A 17,743-nucleotide genomic window follows, 5' to 3' on the forward strand; every position below is an offset into this window, starting at 1 on the left:
TCGCGTTCCGGCATCGACCCTGAACCGTCGGGGGACGTGCCCTCCCGGCTCGCCCCCGGACGGACCTTGCGGGGAGCGCCGCGTCGTCCGTAAGAATCTCGAACCTATAGGGTTGCGGGAGAGGGTCGGAATCTCTCTCCGTTGGACCGGCCCATCGATGAGAACCGCACGGTCGACCCGTCTCGCCGGTTGTTCCCCCGCTACAACCGACCCAAAGCCTTCGCCTGCGGCGCGTGGAGGCTTGTCCAGAGCGAGATGCCCTTCGACCAGGACGGCATGTCCTCGACATGGACCGATGCGCCGTCGTGTGCGTAGGCCTTCGCCTTCTCGAACTCGCCCCAGGCTTTGACGAAGTGATCGACCACGGGATTGCCGGTCTCGACGCCTGACGCCGCGCGGCCCGTGTGCAGCGCCGTCGCGAGGCCCTGATACCGGACATGCGCCGCAGCGCGCTTCTGCGCCCAGTCGAGGGAGGCCATCTCCTCCGGGCCGGCTCCGTCCAGGACGGTGACCGTCGCCCTGGCGGCAGCCATTTGATCGGTACCGCGGGGATTGGCAGCCTTGGACGCACGCGCCTCGATCGACGTTACCTCGTCTTTGGCCGCCTTCGCCTCCGTGGCGGAGAATAGGCCGCCGTGATCGGTGGCGATGGCGTAGAGGGCCCGGCGGTCGAGAACCTGGATGCGGATCGCGCCGTGCCAATCCTGGTCCGAGGTGCCGGCATCGGCGACCTTGCCAAGTTTCAGATAGCCGGCATCCAGGAATTTCCGGGCGTCGACGGCGACCTGTGAGGCGGATGTCTGGCCCGCGTTCCCCGCGGTGGACGCACGCGTGGCTGTCGCCCTGGCGTATCGATCCGAGCTGGTCGGCGTGGCGGATTTCGCCGCCCCCGCGTGGGAGTGGTAAGAACTGGCTACGGATCGAAAGAAGGCTGAGAACATAGCGATTCGCCCTATGAGCTCAGCGCAAGATCAATAGTCCGATCCGAAAATCGATGAGCTGAAATAAACTCGAATCCGTCGAAACTTTGACTTCGATAAATTTTGGACTTCGTTCGACTTTGTTTCTGTAACGCAAGACATCCGGCCACGACGTCGCGTCGCTGTCAAGCGCGGGGTCACGGCGCGGGTGCTGACGGCGGTCCGCTCAGGCCAGGGCACGTCCCCGTCCGCCCGGGTATCCCCACGGGCGGATCCGTTCGGCGATGCAGGCCAGGGTCGCAAGGCCCAGCGCGAGCCCGAGCGGGAATCCCGTCAGCCCGGCGCATTCGCGCAGGAGCGCGAACAGCGGTGTCGCCAGCAGGAGCGCGCGCTCGTGGCGGCGCAGGCCGCCGGCGCGGTGCGCGGCCAGCACCAGCAGCAGCGTCGCCGGGACCAGCGGGACGAGGTCGTAGACCGGCAGGTAGGGCGAGCAGCGGCGCGGCGGCGAGCAGGGCGGCGGCCCGGAGGTCGGGGCGTGGCCGGCAGCGTCCAGGCGCGGATCGCGAGGGCGAGCGCCAGGGTGGCGACGAGCGCCTGCAGGGCCCAGGCGGCGGCGATCGGGCCGCCCAGCAGCCGGACGGCCCCGAACGCGCTGGCGTTGAGTTCGAGCCCGGCCGCCGCCTGCTGGAGGATGATGCGGTTGGTTTCCGACAGGGTCCCCAGGAAACCGATCCAGGGCGCGGCGCCGAACAGGGCCAAAGCGGTCAGGCACAGGGCCAGTACCGTGCCCAGGCAGGCGGCCAGGCAGGTGCCGCGGCCGGTGATCAGCAGCAGCAGCGGCGCCAGGGCGGCGAAGTGCGGCTTGTAGGCCAGCAGGCCGAAGCACAGGCCCGCGAGCCAGGGGCGGCGGTCGACCAGCACGGCCCCGACGGTCATGAGCGAGGCCGTGAACAGGCCGTTCTGTCCGTAGGTGAGGTTGCAGAACACCAGCGGATGGGCGAGCGCGATCCAGGCGGCGTCGCGCCGGCCGGCGGCGAACCGCATCGCCCCGGCGAAGACCGCCAGCGACAGGGCGGTCCAGAGCCAGAACGCCGGCTGCGGCTCCAGCGTCGCGAAGGCGGCGGCGGGAATCAGGAACACCGGCGGGTAGTGCCACGCGTACCGGCAATCCGGCCCGAACGCGGCCTTGAGGTTCTCAAGATGGACCGGGAGATCGTAGGGCTCGCCGCCCCGCCCCTCGAGCGCCGACCGGCCGGCCACCCAGATCTGGCTGAAATCGTTGCCCAGCATGTCGCCGTACCAGTTGCGGCGCGGCTCCGGGCCGGTGCCGAACACGACCGCGACGATGAGGAGCGTCAGCGGCACCAGCACCCAGGCGGCCCGCTGGGCGAAGGCGAGGAGCCGCGCGTCGCTGCCGACGAGGTCCTTGAGATCGGCCCGGAGCGCCGCGAACCGTGACGCCGGCGCCTCGATCGGGATGGGCGCGGACATGGCGACCTTCGGCAGAGTGCTGGCCGCCACTTCTAGGCGACGGCGGTTCCGGCGCCGTTAACGGCGGGGTTTGCCGAACGCGGCGGCTTGTGCGAGACGAGCGCGGCTGCGACATTCGCGCCGTCAACGGGGGCGGCGATGACGATGCGAGCGGACGAGGCCTCCCCCGCCCCCCGGATCCTGATCTACAGCCACGACACGTTCGGGCTCGGCCACCTGCGGCGCTCGCGGGCGATCGCCAACGCCATCGTGGCCAGCAGCCCCGGTGCGCGGGCCATGATCATCTCAGGCTCCCCGGTGGTGGATTGCTACGCGTTCGCGCCCGGCGTCTACACCGTGCGGCTGCCCCCGGTGACGAAGTTCTCCGACGGCGGATACGCGAGCCTCGACGGCACCACGCCGCTCGCCAGCACCGTGGCGCAGCGCACCGCGATCATCGGCCGGACCGACGCGAGCTTCGAGCCGGACCTGATCCTGGTGGACAAGGAACCCGCGGGCTTCCACGGCGAACTGATGCCGGTGCTGGAGCGCGCCGCGGGCCGGGGCACGCGCCTGGTGCTCGGCCTGCGCGACGTGCTCGACGACGCCGACCGCCTCGTGCCCGAATGGGAGCGCAAGGGCGCCGCCGAGATCATGGCCCGGTTCTACGACGAGATCTGGGTCTACGGCCTCAGCCGGATCCACGAGCCCTTGGCGGCCCTGCCGATGGACCCCGAGATGGCCGCGCGGATCGCCGAACGGCTGATCTATACCGGCTATCTCCGCCGGGAGGTCCCTGCGATGCAGGCCGGCCGCGAGGAGCCGGCCGTCGCCCGCGCGCCGTTCGTGCTGGTCACGCCCGGCGGCGGCGGCGACGGCGCGGCGCTGATCGACTGGGTGATCGCGGCCTACGAGGCCGATCCCGGCATCCCCCTGCCCTCGCTGATCGCGTTCGGTCCGTTCCTCGACGATTCCACCCGGGACGGCTTCACGGCCCGTATCGACCGGCTCGGGGGCCGGATCGCGGCGATCACCTTCGACAGCCAGATCGAGTTCCTGATGCGCAAGGCCGCCGGGGTCGTCGCGATGGGCGGCTACAACACCTTCTGCGAGATCCTGTCCTTCGACCTGCGGGCGATCCTGGTGCCCCGGACCGAGCCTCGCCGGGAGCAGGCGATCCGCGCGCTGGCGGCCGAGCAGCTCGGCTCCGCCCGGGTCCTGCTGGAGGCCACGGCCGCGCCCCTGAGCGGATGGCCGCCGCGTTCGCGCTCTGCCGGGACCAGAGCGAGCCGTCGCGGGGCTGGGTCCGGGCCTGCTCGACGGGCTCGACGCGGTCGCGCGCCGGGTCCGGGCCCTGGCCGCGCCAGGCGCTGCGACCCGCGCGCGGGCCTATTCGTGACCGAGACGCGCATCGCGGTGGTGCTCAAGGGCTACCCGCGGCTCTCCGAGACCTTTATCGCCCAGGAGCTGCTGGCACTGGAGCGGCGTGGCCTGTCCCTGGAGATCTGGTCCCTGCGCCGGCCCACCGACCGGGCCCGCCACCCGATGCACGCGGCAATCCGGGCGCCGGCCACCTACCTGCCCGAATATCTGCGCGACGCGCCCCTGCGGGTGTTGCGCGGTCTCGGCTCGGCCCTGACGCGGCGGCGCCTCCCGGCCCTGCTCGCCCTGTTCGCCCGGGACCTTGTCCGCGACCCATCGGCCTCGCGCCTGCGCCGGCTCGGGCAGGCGCTGGTTCTCGCGCGGGAGCTGCCGGCCGAGGTCGGCCACATCCACGTGCACTTCCTGCACACGCCGGCGAGCGTCGCCCGCTACGCCGCGCTGCTGACCGGGCGGCGCTGGAGCTTCTCCGCCCACGCCAAGGACATCTGGACCACGCCGGCCTGGGACCTCACCGAAAACCTCCGACGCGGCCTGGGGTGACCTGCACCCGCGACGGGCTCGCCGCCTCGACGCGCTGGCGCCGGGCCGGACGCGGCTGGCCTATCACGGCCTCGCCGCGCTTTCCGCCCCGCCGCCGGCGCGGGGAGCCCCGCGACGGGACCGACCTGGCGGCACCCTGGGGCTGCTCAGCGTCGGCCGGCTGGTCGCCAAGAAGGGCCACGACGACCTGATCGACGCGCTGGCGGCCCTGCCCCCGGGCCTGCACTGGCACCTCGACCTGATCGGCGGCGGCGACCTGCGTGGCGCGCTCGAAGCCCGGATCCGCGCGCTCGGGCTCCCGGACAGAGTCACCTTCCGGGGCGCCCAGGCGCAGCCCGCCGTGATCGCGGCGATGCGCGGCCGACCTGTTCGTGCCAGACCGCTCGCCCCCGGCGGCACCGGGACGGGCTGCCGAACGTGCTGGTGGAGGCCGCGAGCCAGGCGCTGCCGATCCTGGCCACCGCCTTCGCGGGCACGCGCGGAATTTCTGACCGACGGCAGCCACGCCGTCCTGGTCCCCGGGCGACCCGGCGGCGCTGTCGGCGGCCCTGGCGCGGCTTTCCGCCGACCCGGCCCTGCGGCTCTGGCTCGGCGTCGCCGCCCGGGCTGGTTCAGGACTCTCCGAAGACGCCGCCATCGACCTGATCGCGGAGGCCCTGTGCACCTCCGCGGGCCTCGCCGCGCCGGTGAAGGTCCGCGAACCGGATATGGCCGCGTGCGGGTCCTGATCGCGGTCACGCATCTCCTCGGCGCCGGGCATCTCACCCGCGCCGCCGCGCTGGGGCGCGCCTTCGTGGCCTCCGGCCACGACGCGCTGCTGGTCTCGGGCGGCGTCCCGGCCCCGATGGTGCGGCTCAGCGATGTCCGCCTGGTGCAGCTGCCGCCGCTCCGCGTCGCCGGCACCGACTTCGCCCGGCCCCTGGGACCGGACGGCAGCCCGGCCGATCCAGCCCTGTTCGCGCGCCGCCGCGCCCTGATGCTGGACGCGCTGGCGGATTTCGCCCCCGACGCGGTCATCACCGAGCTGTTCCCGTTCGGCCGCCGGGCGCTCGCCGCCGAGTTCCTGGCTCTGGTCGAGGCGGCGCAGGCGCCTCGGCCGCGCCCACGGGTGCTGGCCTCCCTGCGCGACATCCTGGTCGCCTCCGCCAAGCCGGAACGGATCGCCGAGGCGCATGAAAGGGTCGCGCGGCTCTACGATGCCGTGCTGGTCCACGGCGACCCGGCGATCGTGCCGCTCGACGCCTCCTGGCCGCTCGATGCCGGAACCGCGGGCAAGATCCGCTACACGGGCTACGTCGATGACGGCTCCCGAACCGTCCCGGCGGCGACGCGCACCGGCGTGCTGGTGGCGGCCGGGTCCGGGCCGGCTGGGTCTTCGGGCTGTTGAGCGCCGCGGTTGCCGCGGCCCGATGCGCCCGTCGCTCGGCTGGCGGATCCTGGCGGGCAACGGCGTGCCGGACCCCGAACTCGCCGCGATCGCCCATGGCTTGCCCGAGGGCACGATCGGGCGCGCCCGGCCCGATTACCGGAGCCTGCTCGCCGGGTCGGCCCTGTCGGTGAGCCAGTGCGGCTACAACACCGCCCTCGACCTCCTGGCGACCGCGACCCCGGCGGTGCTGGTGCCGTTCGAGGCCGGCGGCGAGACCGAGCAGCGGCTGCGCGCGGAATGCCTGGCAGGGCGCGGGCTGGGCCGGGTCCTGCCGGAGTCCGAGTTGACCGCGGAATCGCTCCTGCACGCGGTGGACGCAAAGCTCCGAGCCACGCCGCCGGGGCCGCACGGGATCGATCTCGGCGGGGCGGCGCGGACGGTCGCGATCGTCGAAGATTTGTTCAGGCTCCACGGGCGGCCGGAGGTGCTCGGTCAGGCGCCGGTCCCCCCTCCCGCACGGGAGGAGGGTTTCGTCGCGCCCTTTGAGAGCCGAGGTTTGAACGTCGTAGCCCGCAATGGGGGGAGGGAGAGCGCCCGGTTGGGCTTCGTCGCCCTCCGAAACGCCCTCGACGAAGCCGCGGCAGGCGGCCGGGGTGTGCGGTTCTGGTGGCGGGACGACGATGCCGTGGCGGCGTCCCCTGCCCTGGACCGGCTGATCGCCCTCGCCGAAGCGCACGGCGTGCCGCTCCTGCTCGCCGCGATCCCGAGTGGCATCGAGCCGTCCCTCGGAGAACGGCTCGCCGTGGCAAAGTCCGTGAGCGTCGCCGTGCACGGACTGGCCCACCACGATCACGCCCCGCCGGGTGAGAAGGCCGCCGAGTTCGGCCCGCACCGTCCGCTCGACGCGCTCGTGGCGGATGCCGCGGCCGGGTTGCGGATAGCCCGCGCGCGCCTGGCCGAGGCGCAGCTGCTGCCGGTCTTCGTGCCGCCCTGGAACCGGTTCGCCCCGGACCTGGCCGCCGCCCTGCCGGGACTCGGCTATCGCGGGCTATCGGCGGTGCCCGGACCGGCGATCCCGGGGCTCGTCCGGGCCGACGCCACCCTCGACCCCATCGATTGGCGCGGCACCCGCTCGGTGCGCGACCCCGACACGCTGCTGCACGACCTCGCCGCCGGCATCACCCGCGATCCGTCCCGCCCGGTCGGCCTGCTCACCCACCACCGCGTCCACGACGCGGCGATCTGGGCCTTCGTGGCCGACCTGCTCGCGGTCCTCCGCGACCATCCGGCCGTGACATGTCTCGATCCCGAAAGCCTATTTTCCGGTGCCATGGTGGAAACCGGCGCTGCGGCATCTAATCTTCCGGTCTCACCCGCTGCGAGGACAGGTTGAGCCCGCTGTTGTCCATCCGCGACCTCGCGGTCACCTTCCGCACGGAGACGGGACCGTTCGCGGCGCTGCACGGCCTGTCGCTCGACGTGATGCGGGGGCGCACCCTCGCGCTGGTCGGCGAATCCGGCTCGGGCAAGTCGGTGACCGCCCAGGCGATCATGGGCATCCTGCCGAGATCGGCGGCGATCACCGGCGGACAGATCCTGTTCCGCGACGGGCCGGCGGAGATCGACATCGCCCGGCTGGACACCGAGGGCTCGGCGATGCGGGCGATCCGCGGGCAGCGGATCGCCATGATCTTCCAGGAGCCGATGACCTGCCTGTCGCCGCTCCACACGATCGGCGACCAGATCGGCGAGGCCCTGCGCATCCACACCGGTGCGGACCGCCGGGAGGCCGATGCGCGCACGCAGGAAGCCCTGGCCCGGGTCGGCTTTCCGGACCCGAAGCGCGCCTTGAGGACCTACCCGTTCGAGCTGTCCGGCGGCCTCCGCCAGCGCGCCATGATCGCCATGGCGCTGATCCTCAAGCCCGCCCTCCTGGTCGCCGACGAGCCGACCACGGCGCTCGACGTCACCACTCAGGCGCAGATCCTCGCCCTGCTCGCCCGGCTCCAGGACGAGACCGGCATGGCGATCCTGCTGATCACCCACGATCTCGGGGTGGTCGCCAACATCGCCCACGACGTCGCCGTGCTGTACCGCGGCCGCCTGGTCGAGGCCGGCCCGCGCGAGACCGTGATGCGCAACCCCGGTCACGCCTACCTTCGCGCGCTGCTCCAAGCCGTGCCGCGGTTCGACATGGCGCCGGGCGAGCGCCTGACCCCGATCCGCCCGGCACGCGCCGAGATCCCGCCGGTGCGGACGCCGGTGAAGCCCGCCGGGCCGCTACTGCGGGTCGAGGGCGTCAGCAAGAGCTTCACCCTGCGGGCCGGACGCCTGTGGCAGAAGCCCCGGATCGTCCGCGCCGTCTCCGACGTGTCGCTGTGTCTCGCGGCCGGCGAGACCCTGGGGCTGGTCGGTGAATCCGGGTCCGGCAAGACCACGGTCTCGAAGATGATCATGCGGGCGCTGCCGCCCGATTCCGGCAAGATCCTGTTCGATGACGGGGGTGGTCCGCGGGACGTCCATGCCCTGTCCGGCGACGCGCTGTTCGCCTACCGGCGCACGGTCCAGTTCGTGTTCCAGGATCCCTACGCGTCGCTCGATCCGCGGATGACCGTGCGGCAGATCCTGTCCGAGCCCATGGAGATCCACGGCGTGCCCGCCGCCGAGCGGCGCGCGCGCTGCCGGGAGCTGATGGCGATGGTCGGCCTGGAGGCCAGCGGCCTGGGCCGCTACCCGCACGCCTTCTCGGGCGGGCAGCGCCAGCGGATCGGCATCGCCCGCGCCCTGGCGCCGCGGCCGAGCCTTCTGGTGCTGGACGAGCCGGTCTCGGCGCTGGACGTCTCGGTGCAGGCGCAGATCCTGAACCTGCTCAAGGATTTGCAAGCGGCCCTCGGGCTGTCCTACCTGATCGTCTCCCACAACCTGGCAGTGATCGACTACATGGCGGATACGATCAGCGTGATGTGCCGGGGCCGGATCGTCGAGGAGGCGCCCCGCGCCGCCCTGTTCCGCCGCCCGGTCCATCCCTACACCCGGGCGCTGCTCGCCGCCGTGCCCGACCCGAGCCTCGACCGCCCGCTCGACTTCGCCGCGATCACCGGCGACCAGAACGACCCGACCCGCTGGGCGGAACCCTACCGGCTCGGCCCCGACGAGGCCGGCGCGATGCGGGTGATCGAGGCAGGCCACCGGGTCCGGTTCGGCGCCGCCCAGGACGCGGAGGCCGCGTGATGCAGGGCCGCCCGCCCGTGATGCTCGAACGGCTGCGCCGCAAGGTGCTGTCGCCCCTGTTCGACCGCCTCGGCTACGACCTCGTCCCGGCCGCTCCCGACTGGAGCCACCGCCCGACCTCGCCGCGCGAGGTGACGATCCTGCTCGAATCGGCCGCCGCGATCCTGGAGCGGGATTTTTCCGCCGCCGGCCTCGCGTCGGACGGCGATCTCCTGGACTGGGTCCGGGAGTTCTGGTGCCTGATCCCCACCGCCCCCGTCCGGCAGCGCCGGGGCGGCAGCGGCTTCAACGGCGCGCTCCAGCTCTACGTGGCGATGCGGGCGCTGAAGCCGGATGTCGTCATCGAATCCGGGGTGTTCCGCGGGCTCACCACCTGGGTCATCCGCATGGCGCGGCCCGGTGCCCGGATCTTCTGTCACGACCCGAACCTGTCCGGGCTGCAGTACCGCGATCCGCAGGCACGCTACAGCACCGCCGACTGGTCCACGGTGGACTGGTCCGGCATCGATCCCGCCGTCACGGTGGCGTTCTTCGACGACCACGTCGCCCAGGGACGCCGGGTCGTGGAGGCGCAATCCCGCGGCCTGACCCGGCTGTTGTTCGACGACGACGCCGCCGGCCACCGGATCCACGCTCATGGCGGCCCCGCGCACCCGACCATCGCGATGATCACCAGCCCGGACCCCGGCTCCGAGCCGATCCGCTGGACCCGCAACGGCCGCCCGTTCGAGCAGCCGGCCAACGATCCGCTGGTGCGCAAGGCCGGCCGGCTGATCGCCCGCGCGCATGCCTTCGACGACCTGCACCGGGCCACGGGGTACTCGCCGGCGCGGCTGACCTACGTGGCGCTGCATCCGGTGGCGGGGGGCGGGTTGTGAGCGCTTTCGAGACCCGCGGGGGCCTCCCTGGCCGACTGAACTCTGGCGTGTCCGAACGGAGCGCGGGCCCCTTCTCCGGCACGGGAGAGGAGGGCGGTCGCGGCCTTCTCCAACCGGCACGCGAAACCGATCGCGGCTTTGCGGGGGGAACCGGCGTCTCCCGCCGCGCGCTGATCGCCGGTCTCGGTGCCGCGGCCCTGCTCTACCGCCCGGGCAAGGCATTCGCCGAAAGCCCGCCAGCCGACGCCCCAGCCCCGCCCGAAAAACCCTTCGTGATCGACCTCGCCGCCCGGGGCCGCCGCACCGGCACCGCCGGCGGGACGATCCGGACGCTGATCGCGAAGGCCCGGGACGTCCGCTACCTCTCGGTCTACGGCTACACGCGGCTCGTCGGCTACGATGCCGCCCTGCAGCTGCGGCCCGACCTGCTGGAGCGGATCGACGTGGAGGGCGGGGTGTTCACCTTCACGCTGCGCCAGGGCCACCGCTGGTCGGACGGGCATCCGTTCACCAGTGAGGATTTCCGCTACTACTGGGAGGACGTCGCCAACGAGAAGGCCCTGAGCCCCGAGGGGCCGCCGGTGTTCTTCCTCGTGGACGGCAAGCTCCCGAAGGTCGAATTCCTCGACTCGGTGACGATCCGCTTCAGCTGGGACCGGCCGAACCCGATGTTCCTGCCGGCGCTCGCGGCGCCGCGCGATCCGCTGATCTACCGGCCGGCGCACTACCTCAAGACCGTCCACGCCCGCTACCTCGGCAAGGAGGCGGCCGACGCGAAGGCCAAGGCGCTGAAGCTGCGCGGCTGGGCGGCCCTGCACAACCGCCTCGACGACAATTACGAGCTGAACAACCCGGATTGCCCGACCCTCCAGGGCTGGGTGCCGCGGACCCGCTCGCCGGCCACGCGCTTCCGGTTCGAGCGCAACCGCAGCTACCACCGGGTCGACACCGCGGGGACCCAGCTTCCGTACGTCGACGCGATCGTGATGGACGTCGCCTCGCAGGGACTGCTGGTCGCCAAGACCAATGCCGGCGAGGCCGACCTGATGTTCCGCGGCCTGTCGATGCCGGATATCCCGAGCCTCAAGGAGGGTGAGAAGGCCCACGGCTACCGCACCAACCTGTGGCCGGTGGCCCGCGGCTCCGAGATCGCGCTCTACCCGAACCTCACCACCCGGGATCCCGGCTGGCGGGCGCTGAACCGGGACGTGCGCTACCGGCAGGCCCTGTCGCTCGCCATCGACCGGCGGACGCTCAACAACACGCTGCTGTTCGGGCTGGGCACCGAGGGCAACGACACGATCGTGGCCGACAGCCCGCTCTACACGCCGGAGCTGCGCACGCTCCACGCCGGCTACGACCCGGCCGGGGCCGCACGCCTGCTCGACGCGATCGGGCTCACCGGCCGCGACGGCTCCGGTATCCGCCTGATGCCGGACGGGCGCGCCATGGAGGTCGTGGTCGACAGCGACGGCGAGGCCGAGATGGTGCTGGACGCGCTCCTGCTCATCACCGAGTTCTGGCGCGAGGTCGGCATCCGCCTCGTGACCAAGCCGCAGGAGCGGACCAACCTGCACCGCCGCTCGATCGGCGGCATGACCGTGATGGTCGCAGCTCAAGGCCTCGACCTCGCGGTGCCGACCGCGATCATGCCGCCGACCGAGCTGAGCCCGGCCCAGCCCGAGCACTATGCCTGGCCGCTCTGGAGCGCCAACGTCGAGAGCCGGGGCAAGTCCGGCGAGGCCTGCGACGTCCCCGAGGTCCAGCACCTGCTCGACCTCGACCGGGAATGGCGCCACACGGACGACGCCGAGCGGCAGGCCGCGATTTGGCGCGAGATGCTGATGAACCACGCGCAGAACACCTGGGTGATCGGCACGGTGGCGGGCGCGCTCCAGCCCGTGGTCGCGGCCGACCGCCTCGCCAACCTGCCCGGGCGCGCCCTGTACGCCTGGGATCCCACGGCCCTGATCGGCGTGCAGCGCCTCGACGAGGTGTTCTGGGACAAGGGCGCCGACACGCGCGCGGAGGTCCGGTGATCATCCAGATCCTCCGCCGCATCGTCACCATGGCGGTGACGCTGCTCGTCATCTCCGCCTTGGTGTTCCTCATCATCAAGCTGCCGCCGGGCGACTACCTGACCAACCGGATCATGGAGCTGCGCGCCACCGGCGAAGCGGGCTCCGTGGCCAAGGCCGAGTTGCTGATCCGCCAATACGGGCTCGATCGGCCGGTCTGGGAGCAATACCTGATGTGGATCGGCCTGATGCCGGGACCGGTCGGGTTCTCGGGGCTGCTCCAGGGTGATTGGGGCTGGTCGTTCGAGTACGACAAGCCGGTGGCGGACGTGGTCGGCGACGCTCTGTGGCTGACCCTGCTGATCAACCTGACCGCGGTGGTCTTCGTTCACGTGGTCGCGATCCCGGCGGCGATCTATTCCGCCACCCACCGGCACACAGTCGGGGACGCGGTGGTGACGCTGCTCGGCTATGTCGGGCTCGCCGTGCCGGGGTTCCTGCTGGCGCTGATCCTGCTGTTCTACGCCAACCGCTGGTTCGGCCTGTCGATCGGCGGCCTTTACGATTCGGCGCTGACCAACCAGCCCTGGGACTGGCCCAAGATCCGCTCGCTGCTGGCGCATCTGGTGGTGCCGACCCTGGTGATCGGGCTGGGCGGCACCGCCGCGATGATCCGCCGGATGCGGGCGAACCTGCTGGACGAGCTGGCCAAGCCCTACACGGTTACCGCCCGGGCCAAGGGCCTGCCGCCGATGCGGGCGCTGCTGAAATATCCGTTCCGGATGTCGCTCAACCCGTTCGTGGCCGATATCGGCAACCTGCTGCCGCACCTCGTCTCGGGCTCGGTGCTGGTCTCGCTGGTGCTGAGCCTGCCGACGGTCGGGCCGCTCCTCCTCGACGCGCTCCGCAGCCAGGACCAGTTCATGGCCGGGTTCATCCTGATGTTCGTCGCCGGACTCACGCTGGTCGGCATGCTGATTTCCGACCTGATCCTGGTCTGGCTCGATCCGCGCATCCGCATGGGCGCGCGGTGATGGGCGCGCGGTGACGGAACCGGTGATGCCAGAGACGGCCCGAGGCCACTTCGTCGATCCGGCGCCTTTCGAGCCACAGGCGGTGGGCGAGAACCCCGCCGGCGGCGCTTCGGCCTGGCGGCTGATCGTCCGGAAGTTCCTGCGCCACCGGATCGCCGTGGCCTCGGCGCTGATCCTGCTGGCGCTCTACGCGACGGTGCCGTTCGTGGAGATGCTGGCGCCCTACGGCCAGGCCCGGCGCAACGGCGACTTCCTGCACGCACCGCCGCAGGGCGTGCACCTGTTCCACGACGGCCGATACGTCGGGCCGTTCGTCTATCCCTACCGGGCGCATCTGGACCTCGACACGTTCCGGCGGGACTACGTGGTGGATGCGTCCCAGCCGCAGCCCCTGCGCGTCCTCTGCCGGGGCGATGGCTATGCCTGGCTCGGGCTGATCGCCACCGACATCCACGTCGTCTGCCCGCCGGAGGCCGGTACCCTGTTCCTGCTCGGCACCGACCGGCTCGGGCGCGACCTGTTCTCCCGCATGATCTACGGGGCGCGGATCTCGCTCACGATCGGGCTTGTGGGCGTTGCGATCTCCTTCACGCTCGGCATGCTGTTCGGCGGGATCGCGGGCTATTTCGGCGGGGTGGTCGATGCCGGGGTGCAGCGCCTGATCGAGGTGGTGCGCTCGCTGCCCGAGCTGCCGCTCTGGCTCGCCCTGTCGGCGGCGCTGCCGCCCAACTGGAGCCCGCTGCTCGTCTTCTTCGGCATCACCGTAATCCTCGGCTTGCTCGACTGGCCGGGCCTCGCCCGGGCGGTGCGCGGCAAGCTGCTGGCCCTGCGCGAGGAGGATTTCGTCCAGGCCGCGGAGCTGATGGGCGCCTCGCCGGCCCGGGTGATCGGCCGCCACCTGATCCCGAACTTCATGAGCCACCTGATCGCCTCGGCGACCCTGTCGATCCCGACCATGATCCTGGGTGAGACCGCCCTCTCCTTCCTGGGCCTGGGCCTGCGCCCGCCGGTGACGAGCTGGGGCGTGCTGCTCAACGAGGCGCAGAATCTGGCGGCGGTGCAGCTCTATCCCTGGCTGCTGCTGCCGGTCCTGCCGGTGCTGGTGACGGTGCTGGCCTTCAACTTCATGGGCGACGGGCTGCGGGATGCGGCCGATCCGTATCATTGAGGGTGGGTCGGGGCCGCGGACCGAGGTGTTCCGGGGCATGGATGATCCCCTCGGCCGAAAATGTACCGGAATCTGGGACCTCTCGAGGACCGGTCTTCGCGCTGCGCCATCCGGAATAAGCCGATGGGCCCGACGAAGCGCAGGCATACAGGAAGGTGACTCTTCCAACCTGTCGTTTGGAAGAATGGCGTGACCGGTCGAGTCCCACCGGTCGACCTCGCGAAGCAATACCGAGGATCGAACCGCCATCGGGTCGCTGGTTGAGCAAGTTTGCCAAAAATTTCTCAGCATGTGCTCAGTACGAAACAATCTTAGATGAGACCAATTCGCCGAGCATAATCTCGGCGGATGCTCTAATCTTCGTCGCTTCGCGGCAGGAATGCTTCGTTATCACCAGAAGTGCGACGTGAACCATTGATATTCGGAAGGACCATCCATGCGAACCGTCGCCTGTATCGCCGCCCTGGTCGTTTCAACGGCTTTTCCAGCCCTGGCCCAGGACTTCCACAGGCAGCGCGAGCTCAACATCCTGAAGGACATCGAGTCGAGCCAGCGGAAGCAGCTTGAGCTTGCCCGCGCGCAGGCCCGGCGGGACAAGGACCGCGCTCGGCGCGAGGAGAATGTGTTCGTCAACGCGCAGCGGGACGCGCGGAGCGCCCGCCGGTTTGACCGGCACTGATCGACCGGCCGGTCCATCCCGATACCGCCCTACCCCGCCAACGGCAGCGGCGCGATCCGGGCCGGCGCCGCGGCGCTCTTGCGCTCCAGCAGCCCGGGCGGTGGGACCGGCGCGTCGATCGTGCAGATCACGCCGGTCTCCTCGTAGGTCAATGCCACCTCGCCGGCCAGCTCGCGGGCTAGGCTGCGCTCGATCAGGCGGGAGCCGAAGCCGGTGCGCGTCGGCTTCTTCACCGGCGGGCCGCCGCGCTCGGCCCAGCGCAGGTACAGGCGGATCTCCGCTTCGCGCCGCACCGTCCAGGAGATCTCGACCGTGCCCCCCTCGACCGAGAGGGCGCCGTACTTGACCGCGTTGGTGCCGAGTTCGTGCAGCGCCATGGCGATCGATAGCGCGAGCCGCGGCGGCAGGCGCAGGGCTGGGCCGATCACGGCGAAGCGCGACGCGTGTCCGTCCCCGGATTCGAGCGGCCGGATCGCGTCCGCCACGACGGCCGACATCTCCGCGCCCTCCCAGCTCTCGCGGGTGAGCACGTCGTGGACCCGGGCGAGCGCCAGAAGCCGCGCCTCGAATGCCGCCCGGGCGGCGTCGGCCTCCGGGCCTTCCAGACCGCGTAAGGATTGGCCGGCGATGGACTGGACGGTGGCCAGGGTATTCTTCACCCGGTGGTTCAGCTCGTGGATCAGGAGCAGCAGGTGCTCCTCGGCGAACTTCGCGTCGGTGATGTCGATGTTGCAGCCGGTGTAGCCGAGGAAGTTCTGGTCGTCGTCGAGGCGCGGCACGCCCTCGCACCGGAGCCAACGCACGGCCCCGCCCCGGTCGATGACCCGCACCTCGGTGCGGAACGGCGCGCGGGCCTCGAAGGCCTCTGCGAACGCCGCGCGGAAATGCTCGAGGTCGTCCGCGTAGACGATCCGCTCCCAGCCCTCGTTGGTGAGCTCGGCCGCCGGGATCCCGAACATGTGCTCGAAATGCAGGTTGGCGAAGCTGACCCCGCCGGATTCGTCGGTCATCCAGATCAGCGCCGGTGCTGAATCGGCCATGTGGCGGAACCGCGCCTCGCTCTCGCTCAGCGCGGTGAGGCCGCGGCGGGTATCGGCCAGCGCCCGGTCGCGCTCCGCCTCGCGAGTGCGCAGGCGCAGGGACGCGTCCGACAGCACCGCCCCGAGCCGCTGGATCTCGTGGACCGGCGACGGCACCCGGGGGATCGCCTCGCCCCGCGAGAGCGCCGGGCCCGAGGCCGCCAGCAGCCGCAGCGGTCGCGACACCCGGGACCAGAGGTTGACCGCCAGGACCGACGACGTGGCGAGCACCAGGAGGCCGAACCCCGCGAACGCCCAGATCCACCGGCGCACCCGGGCGTCGACGAGCGCCTGCGGGATGCTGGTGGCGACCATCCAGCCGGTCAGGCGCGAGCGCGCCTCGATCACCACAACGGGCTTATGCTGGCGGTCCTGGCCCTCCCACACCCCCGGCGTCGCGGTCTGGACCTGGCGCAGGCTCGCGAGCCGGGGCTTGCCGACAACCGCATCCGGGTCCGGCAACCGGGCCAGGACCGTCCCGGCCCGGTCCGAGATACCGGTGGTCCAGCCGGGTACGACCTCGCGGGACAGAATGCCCTGGAGGCGCGACAGCGGCACCGTGAAGCTCAGGAGGTAGGCGACCTCGCCCTCGACCATGACGGGCACGCCGACCGCGTAGGTGGCCTCGTTCGGGGTCGGGCCCGGGACGTAGCCGCTGACCATGGCGCGCTGGGCGCCCTGCGCCAGTTCCGGATCGAACGGGAGCGGCATCATCGGCATCGGCGCGCCCCGCGGCACGCCGGTGTTCACGACCTCCTGGCCGTTCGGGCGCCGCAGCAGAACGTCGAGGTCGATCGACTCGCGCACCAGGCGCGCCTGCGCGTCGAACGCCTCGAAGTCGCCCTGCCGGATCCGCGGCGAGGTCGCCAGCGTCTGGAGCACCGAGACGAGGCCGGCGGTGTCGCGGTCGAGCGACAGGCCGATGCCGCGCACGTTCTCGCGTGCGTCCTGCTCGAACCGCGCCCGCTCGGCCGAGGCGTAGCGCATCAGCAGGATGCTGGTGAACAGCAGCCCGGGGCCGATCAGCGCCACAACCAGTGCGATCAGGTAGACCTGCGTGGAGAACCCGTTGCGCCCGAACCGGTGCATCCGGCGCGACAGCCACGACCGGCGCGCGGGAAGGACCGCCGGGAGGTTCGCGCCCTCGGCGTCCTGTTCCGGGCTCAAGCGGCGCCCGTCCCCGGCACGCGGTGCCCCGCGGGCTCCTCGCCGTTCCCTCGCTTCATGACCGGTCGATATGGCCGAGATCGCGCCCCGGGTCGAGGTGGTCGCGCACCCGTTGCTTGAGGGCTTTGACGTCCGGAAACCCGCCGTCGCGGACCCGCTCCCATAGGAGGATCCCGGCGATCTCGATCCGGAACGCACCGCCCGTGGCGGGCACGAGGGCGACCTCGCCGAGATCGTCGCGGAATGTCGAGAGCAGCTCCTGCGCCATCCAGGCGGAGCGCAGCAGCCAGTTGCACTGCGTGCAATAGGTGATCGCGACGCGCGGCCCGGCCGGGCGCAGGCCGTCCTCCCTGGTCACGTCGCTGTCGGACGGATCGCCCGCTTGCTTCTCGTGCATGCGGCCACAGCGCATTGCGGCGCCGTCCTTGTCAACCTCGCCCACCGGAACGGCGCGCGCGGCGCTTGACGTTTCGGGTCGGCGCGCCCTAGAAGGCCCGGCATCCGGTCGCGGCCTGCTTCAGGCACGTACGACCGCGGTGGTTCCGCCCCCGGGCGGCACACCGGCACGGACGGTTAGCACAGCGGTAGTGCGTTCCCTTCACACGGGAAAGGTCGCAGGTTCGATCCCTGCACCGTCCACCATTCTTCCCTCCCCGCTGCCCACCTCCCCGAAGGTCCGACCCGCCGGACGCGGGCGTCGGTTTGCCACCTGAAACGCCCGTGCTAAGGCCGCTGGATCGGTGAACGCACAAGCTTCGACCCGGCCTCAACCGGGCAAGGCGGCACGAGCAGGGTAAGGGCGGGAAC

The 17,743-nt window shown here is 71.6% G+C and carries 13 protein-coding genes, 1 tRNA gene and 1 pseudogene; 11 read left to right on the forward strand and 4 right to left on the reverse strand.

Features of this window, described 5'->3' with window-relative positions:
- Positions 1-200: 200 nt before the first annotated feature.
- Positions 201-941 carry a hypothetical protein gene (locus FVA80_RS14900; RefSeq protein WP_147906674.1) on the reverse strand — a complete coding sequence of 247 codons (741 nt, stop codon included), beginning with the start codon at positions 939-941 and terminating at the stop codon, positions 201-203.
- A 312-nt stretch (positions 942-1,253) separates the two neighbouring features.
- Positions 1,254-2,411 carry a glycosyltransferase family 87 protein gene (locus FVA80_RS14905; RefSeq protein ID WP_246692401.1) on the reverse strand — a complete coding sequence of 386 codons (1,158 nt, stop codon included), beginning with the start codon at positions 2,409-2,411 and terminating at the stop codon, positions 1,254-1,256.
- Positions 2,412-2,549: 138 nt separating this feature from the next.
- Between FVA80_RS14905 and FVA80_RS31940 the strand changes: the two genes are divergently transcribed.
- From FVA80_RS31940 to FVA80_RS14950, 10 genes and pseudogenes are all read left to right on the forward strand, one after another.
- Positions 2,550-4,313 carry a glycosyltransferase gene (locus FVA80_RS31940; protein WP_281408716.1) on the forward strand — a complete coding sequence of 588 codons (1,764 nt, stop codon included), beginning with the start codon at positions 2,550-2,552 and terminating at the stop codon, positions 4,311-4,313.
- Between the two features lie 199 nt (positions 4,314-4,512).
- Positions 4,513-4,611: pseudogene (locus FVA80_RS31945) on the forward strand (hypothetical protein); the annotation flags it as partial.
- 417 nt (positions 4,612-5,028) lie between these two features.
- Positions 5,029-5,700: a hypothetical protein gene (locus FVA80_RS31280; protein ID WP_246692402.1), complete on the forward strand. Its 672-nt coding sequence runs from the start codon at positions 5,029-5,031 to the stop codon at positions 5,698-5,700.
- Between the two features lie 22 nt (positions 5,701-5,722).
- Positions 5,723-7,075: a glycosyltransferase gene (locus FVA80_RS14920; protein WP_246692403.1), complete on the forward strand. Its 1,353-nt coding sequence runs from the start codon at positions 5,723-5,725 to the stop codon at positions 7,073-7,075.
- Complete coding sequence (locus FVA80_RS14925) at positions 7,072-8,913, forward strand: ABC transporter ATP-binding protein (RefSeq protein WP_147906670.1); 1,842 nt, start codon at positions 7,072-7,074, stop codon at positions 8,911-8,913. Before FVA80_RS14920 ends, FVA80_RS14925 begins: the two co-directional genes overlap by 4 nt.
- Positions 8,913-9,791, forward strand: coding sequence for a hypothetical protein (locus FVA80_RS14930; protein WP_147906669.1), 879 nt, complete (start codon positions 8,913-8,915; stop codon positions 9,789-9,791). Before FVA80_RS14925 ends, FVA80_RS14930 begins: the two co-directional genes overlap by 1 nt.
- Positions 9,792-9,838: 47 nt before the next feature.
- Positions 9,839-11,830, forward strand: coding sequence for an ABC transporter substrate-binding protein (locus FVA80_RS14935; RefSeq protein ID WP_147906668.1), 1,992 nt, complete (start codon positions 9,839-9,841; stop codon positions 11,828-11,830).
- A complete protein-coding gene (locus FVA80_RS14940) occupies positions 11,827-12,843 on the forward strand; it encodes an ABC transporter permease (RefSeq protein ID WP_147906667.1) in 1,017 nt (338 codons plus the stop codon). Before FVA80_RS14935 ends, FVA80_RS14940 begins: the two co-directional genes overlap by 4 nt.
- Before the next feature lie 25 nt (positions 12,844-12,868).
- On the forward strand, positions 12,869-14,011 hold the full coding sequence (locus FVA80_RS14945; RefSeq protein WP_147906666.1) for an ABC transporter permease: 1,143 nt from the start codon (positions 12,869-12,871) through the stop codon (positions 14,009-14,011).
- A gap of 436 nt (positions 14,012-14,447) precedes the next feature.
- Positions 14,448-14,690, forward strand: a complete 243-nt coding sequence (locus FVA80_RS14950; protein ID WP_147906665.1) for a hypothetical protein — start codon at positions 14,448-14,450, stop codon at positions 14,688-14,690.
- 29 nt (positions 14,691-14,719) lie between these two features.
- On the opposite strand, the gene FVA80_RS14955 is transcribed toward FVA80_RS14950, so the two are convergent.
- Positions 14,720-16,936 carry an HWE histidine kinase domain-containing protein gene (locus FVA80_RS14955; protein ID WP_147906664.1) on the reverse strand — a complete coding sequence of 739 codons (2,217 nt, stop codon included), beginning with the start codon at positions 16,934-16,936 and terminating at the stop codon, positions 14,720-14,722.
- A gap of 55 nt (positions 16,937-16,991) precedes the next feature.
- Positions 16,992-17,333 (reverse strand): SelT/SelW/SelH family protein, encoded by a 342-nt coding sequence (locus FVA80_RS14960; protein ID WP_246692404.1) that lies wholly within the window; start codon positions 17,331-17,333, stop codon positions 16,992-16,994.
- A 170-nt stretch (positions 17,334-17,503) separates the two neighbouring features.
- On the opposite strand from FVA80_RS14960, the gene FVA80_RS14965 reads away from it, so the two are divergent.
- Positions 17,504-17,578: transfer RNA gene (locus FVA80_RS14965), tRNA-Val, on the forward strand.
- Positions 17,579-17,743: the final 165 nt, after the last annotated feature.

This window comes from Methylobacterium sp. WL1 (assembly GCF_008000895.1).
Lineage (GTDB): Bacteria > Pseudomonadota > Alphaproteobacteria > Rhizobiales > Beijerinckiaceae > Methylobacterium.

Excerpts from the sequence above, each read along its gene's own strand:
- FVA80_RS14900 (WP_147906674.1), bottom strand. The coding sequence starts at position 941 with ATGTTCTCAGCCTTCTTTCGATCCGTAGCCAGTTCTTACCACTCCCAC.
- FVA80_RS14905 (WP_246692401.1), bottom strand. The coding sequence starts at position 2,411 with ATGTCCGCGCCCATCCCGATCGAGGCGCCGGCGTCACGGTTCGCGGCG.
- FVA80_RS31940 (WP_281408716.1), top strand. The coding sequence starts at position 2,550 with ATGACGATGCGAGCGGACGAGGCCTCCCCCGCCCCCCGGATCCTGATC.
- FVA80_RS14920 (WP_246692403.1), top strand. The coding sequence starts at position 5,723 with ATGCGCCCGTCGCTCGGCTGGCGGATCCTGGCGGGCAACGGCGTGCCG.
- FVA80_RS14930 (WP_147906669.1), top strand. The coding sequence starts at position 8,913 with ATGCAGGGCCGCCCGCCCGTGATGCTCGAACGGCTGCGCCGCAAGGTG.
- FVA80_RS14945 (WP_147906666.1), top strand. The coding sequence starts at position 12,869 with ATGCCAGAGACGGCCCGAGGCCACTTCGTCGATCCGGCGCCTTTCGAG.
- FVA80_RS14950 (WP_147906665.1), top strand. The coding sequence starts at position 14,448 with ATGCGAACCGTCGCCTGTATCGCCGCCCTGGTCGTTTCAACGGCTTTT.
- FVA80_RS14960 (WP_246692404.1), bottom strand. The coding sequence starts at position 17,333 with ATGCACGAGAAGCAAGCGGGCGATCCGTCCGACAGCGACGTGACCAGG.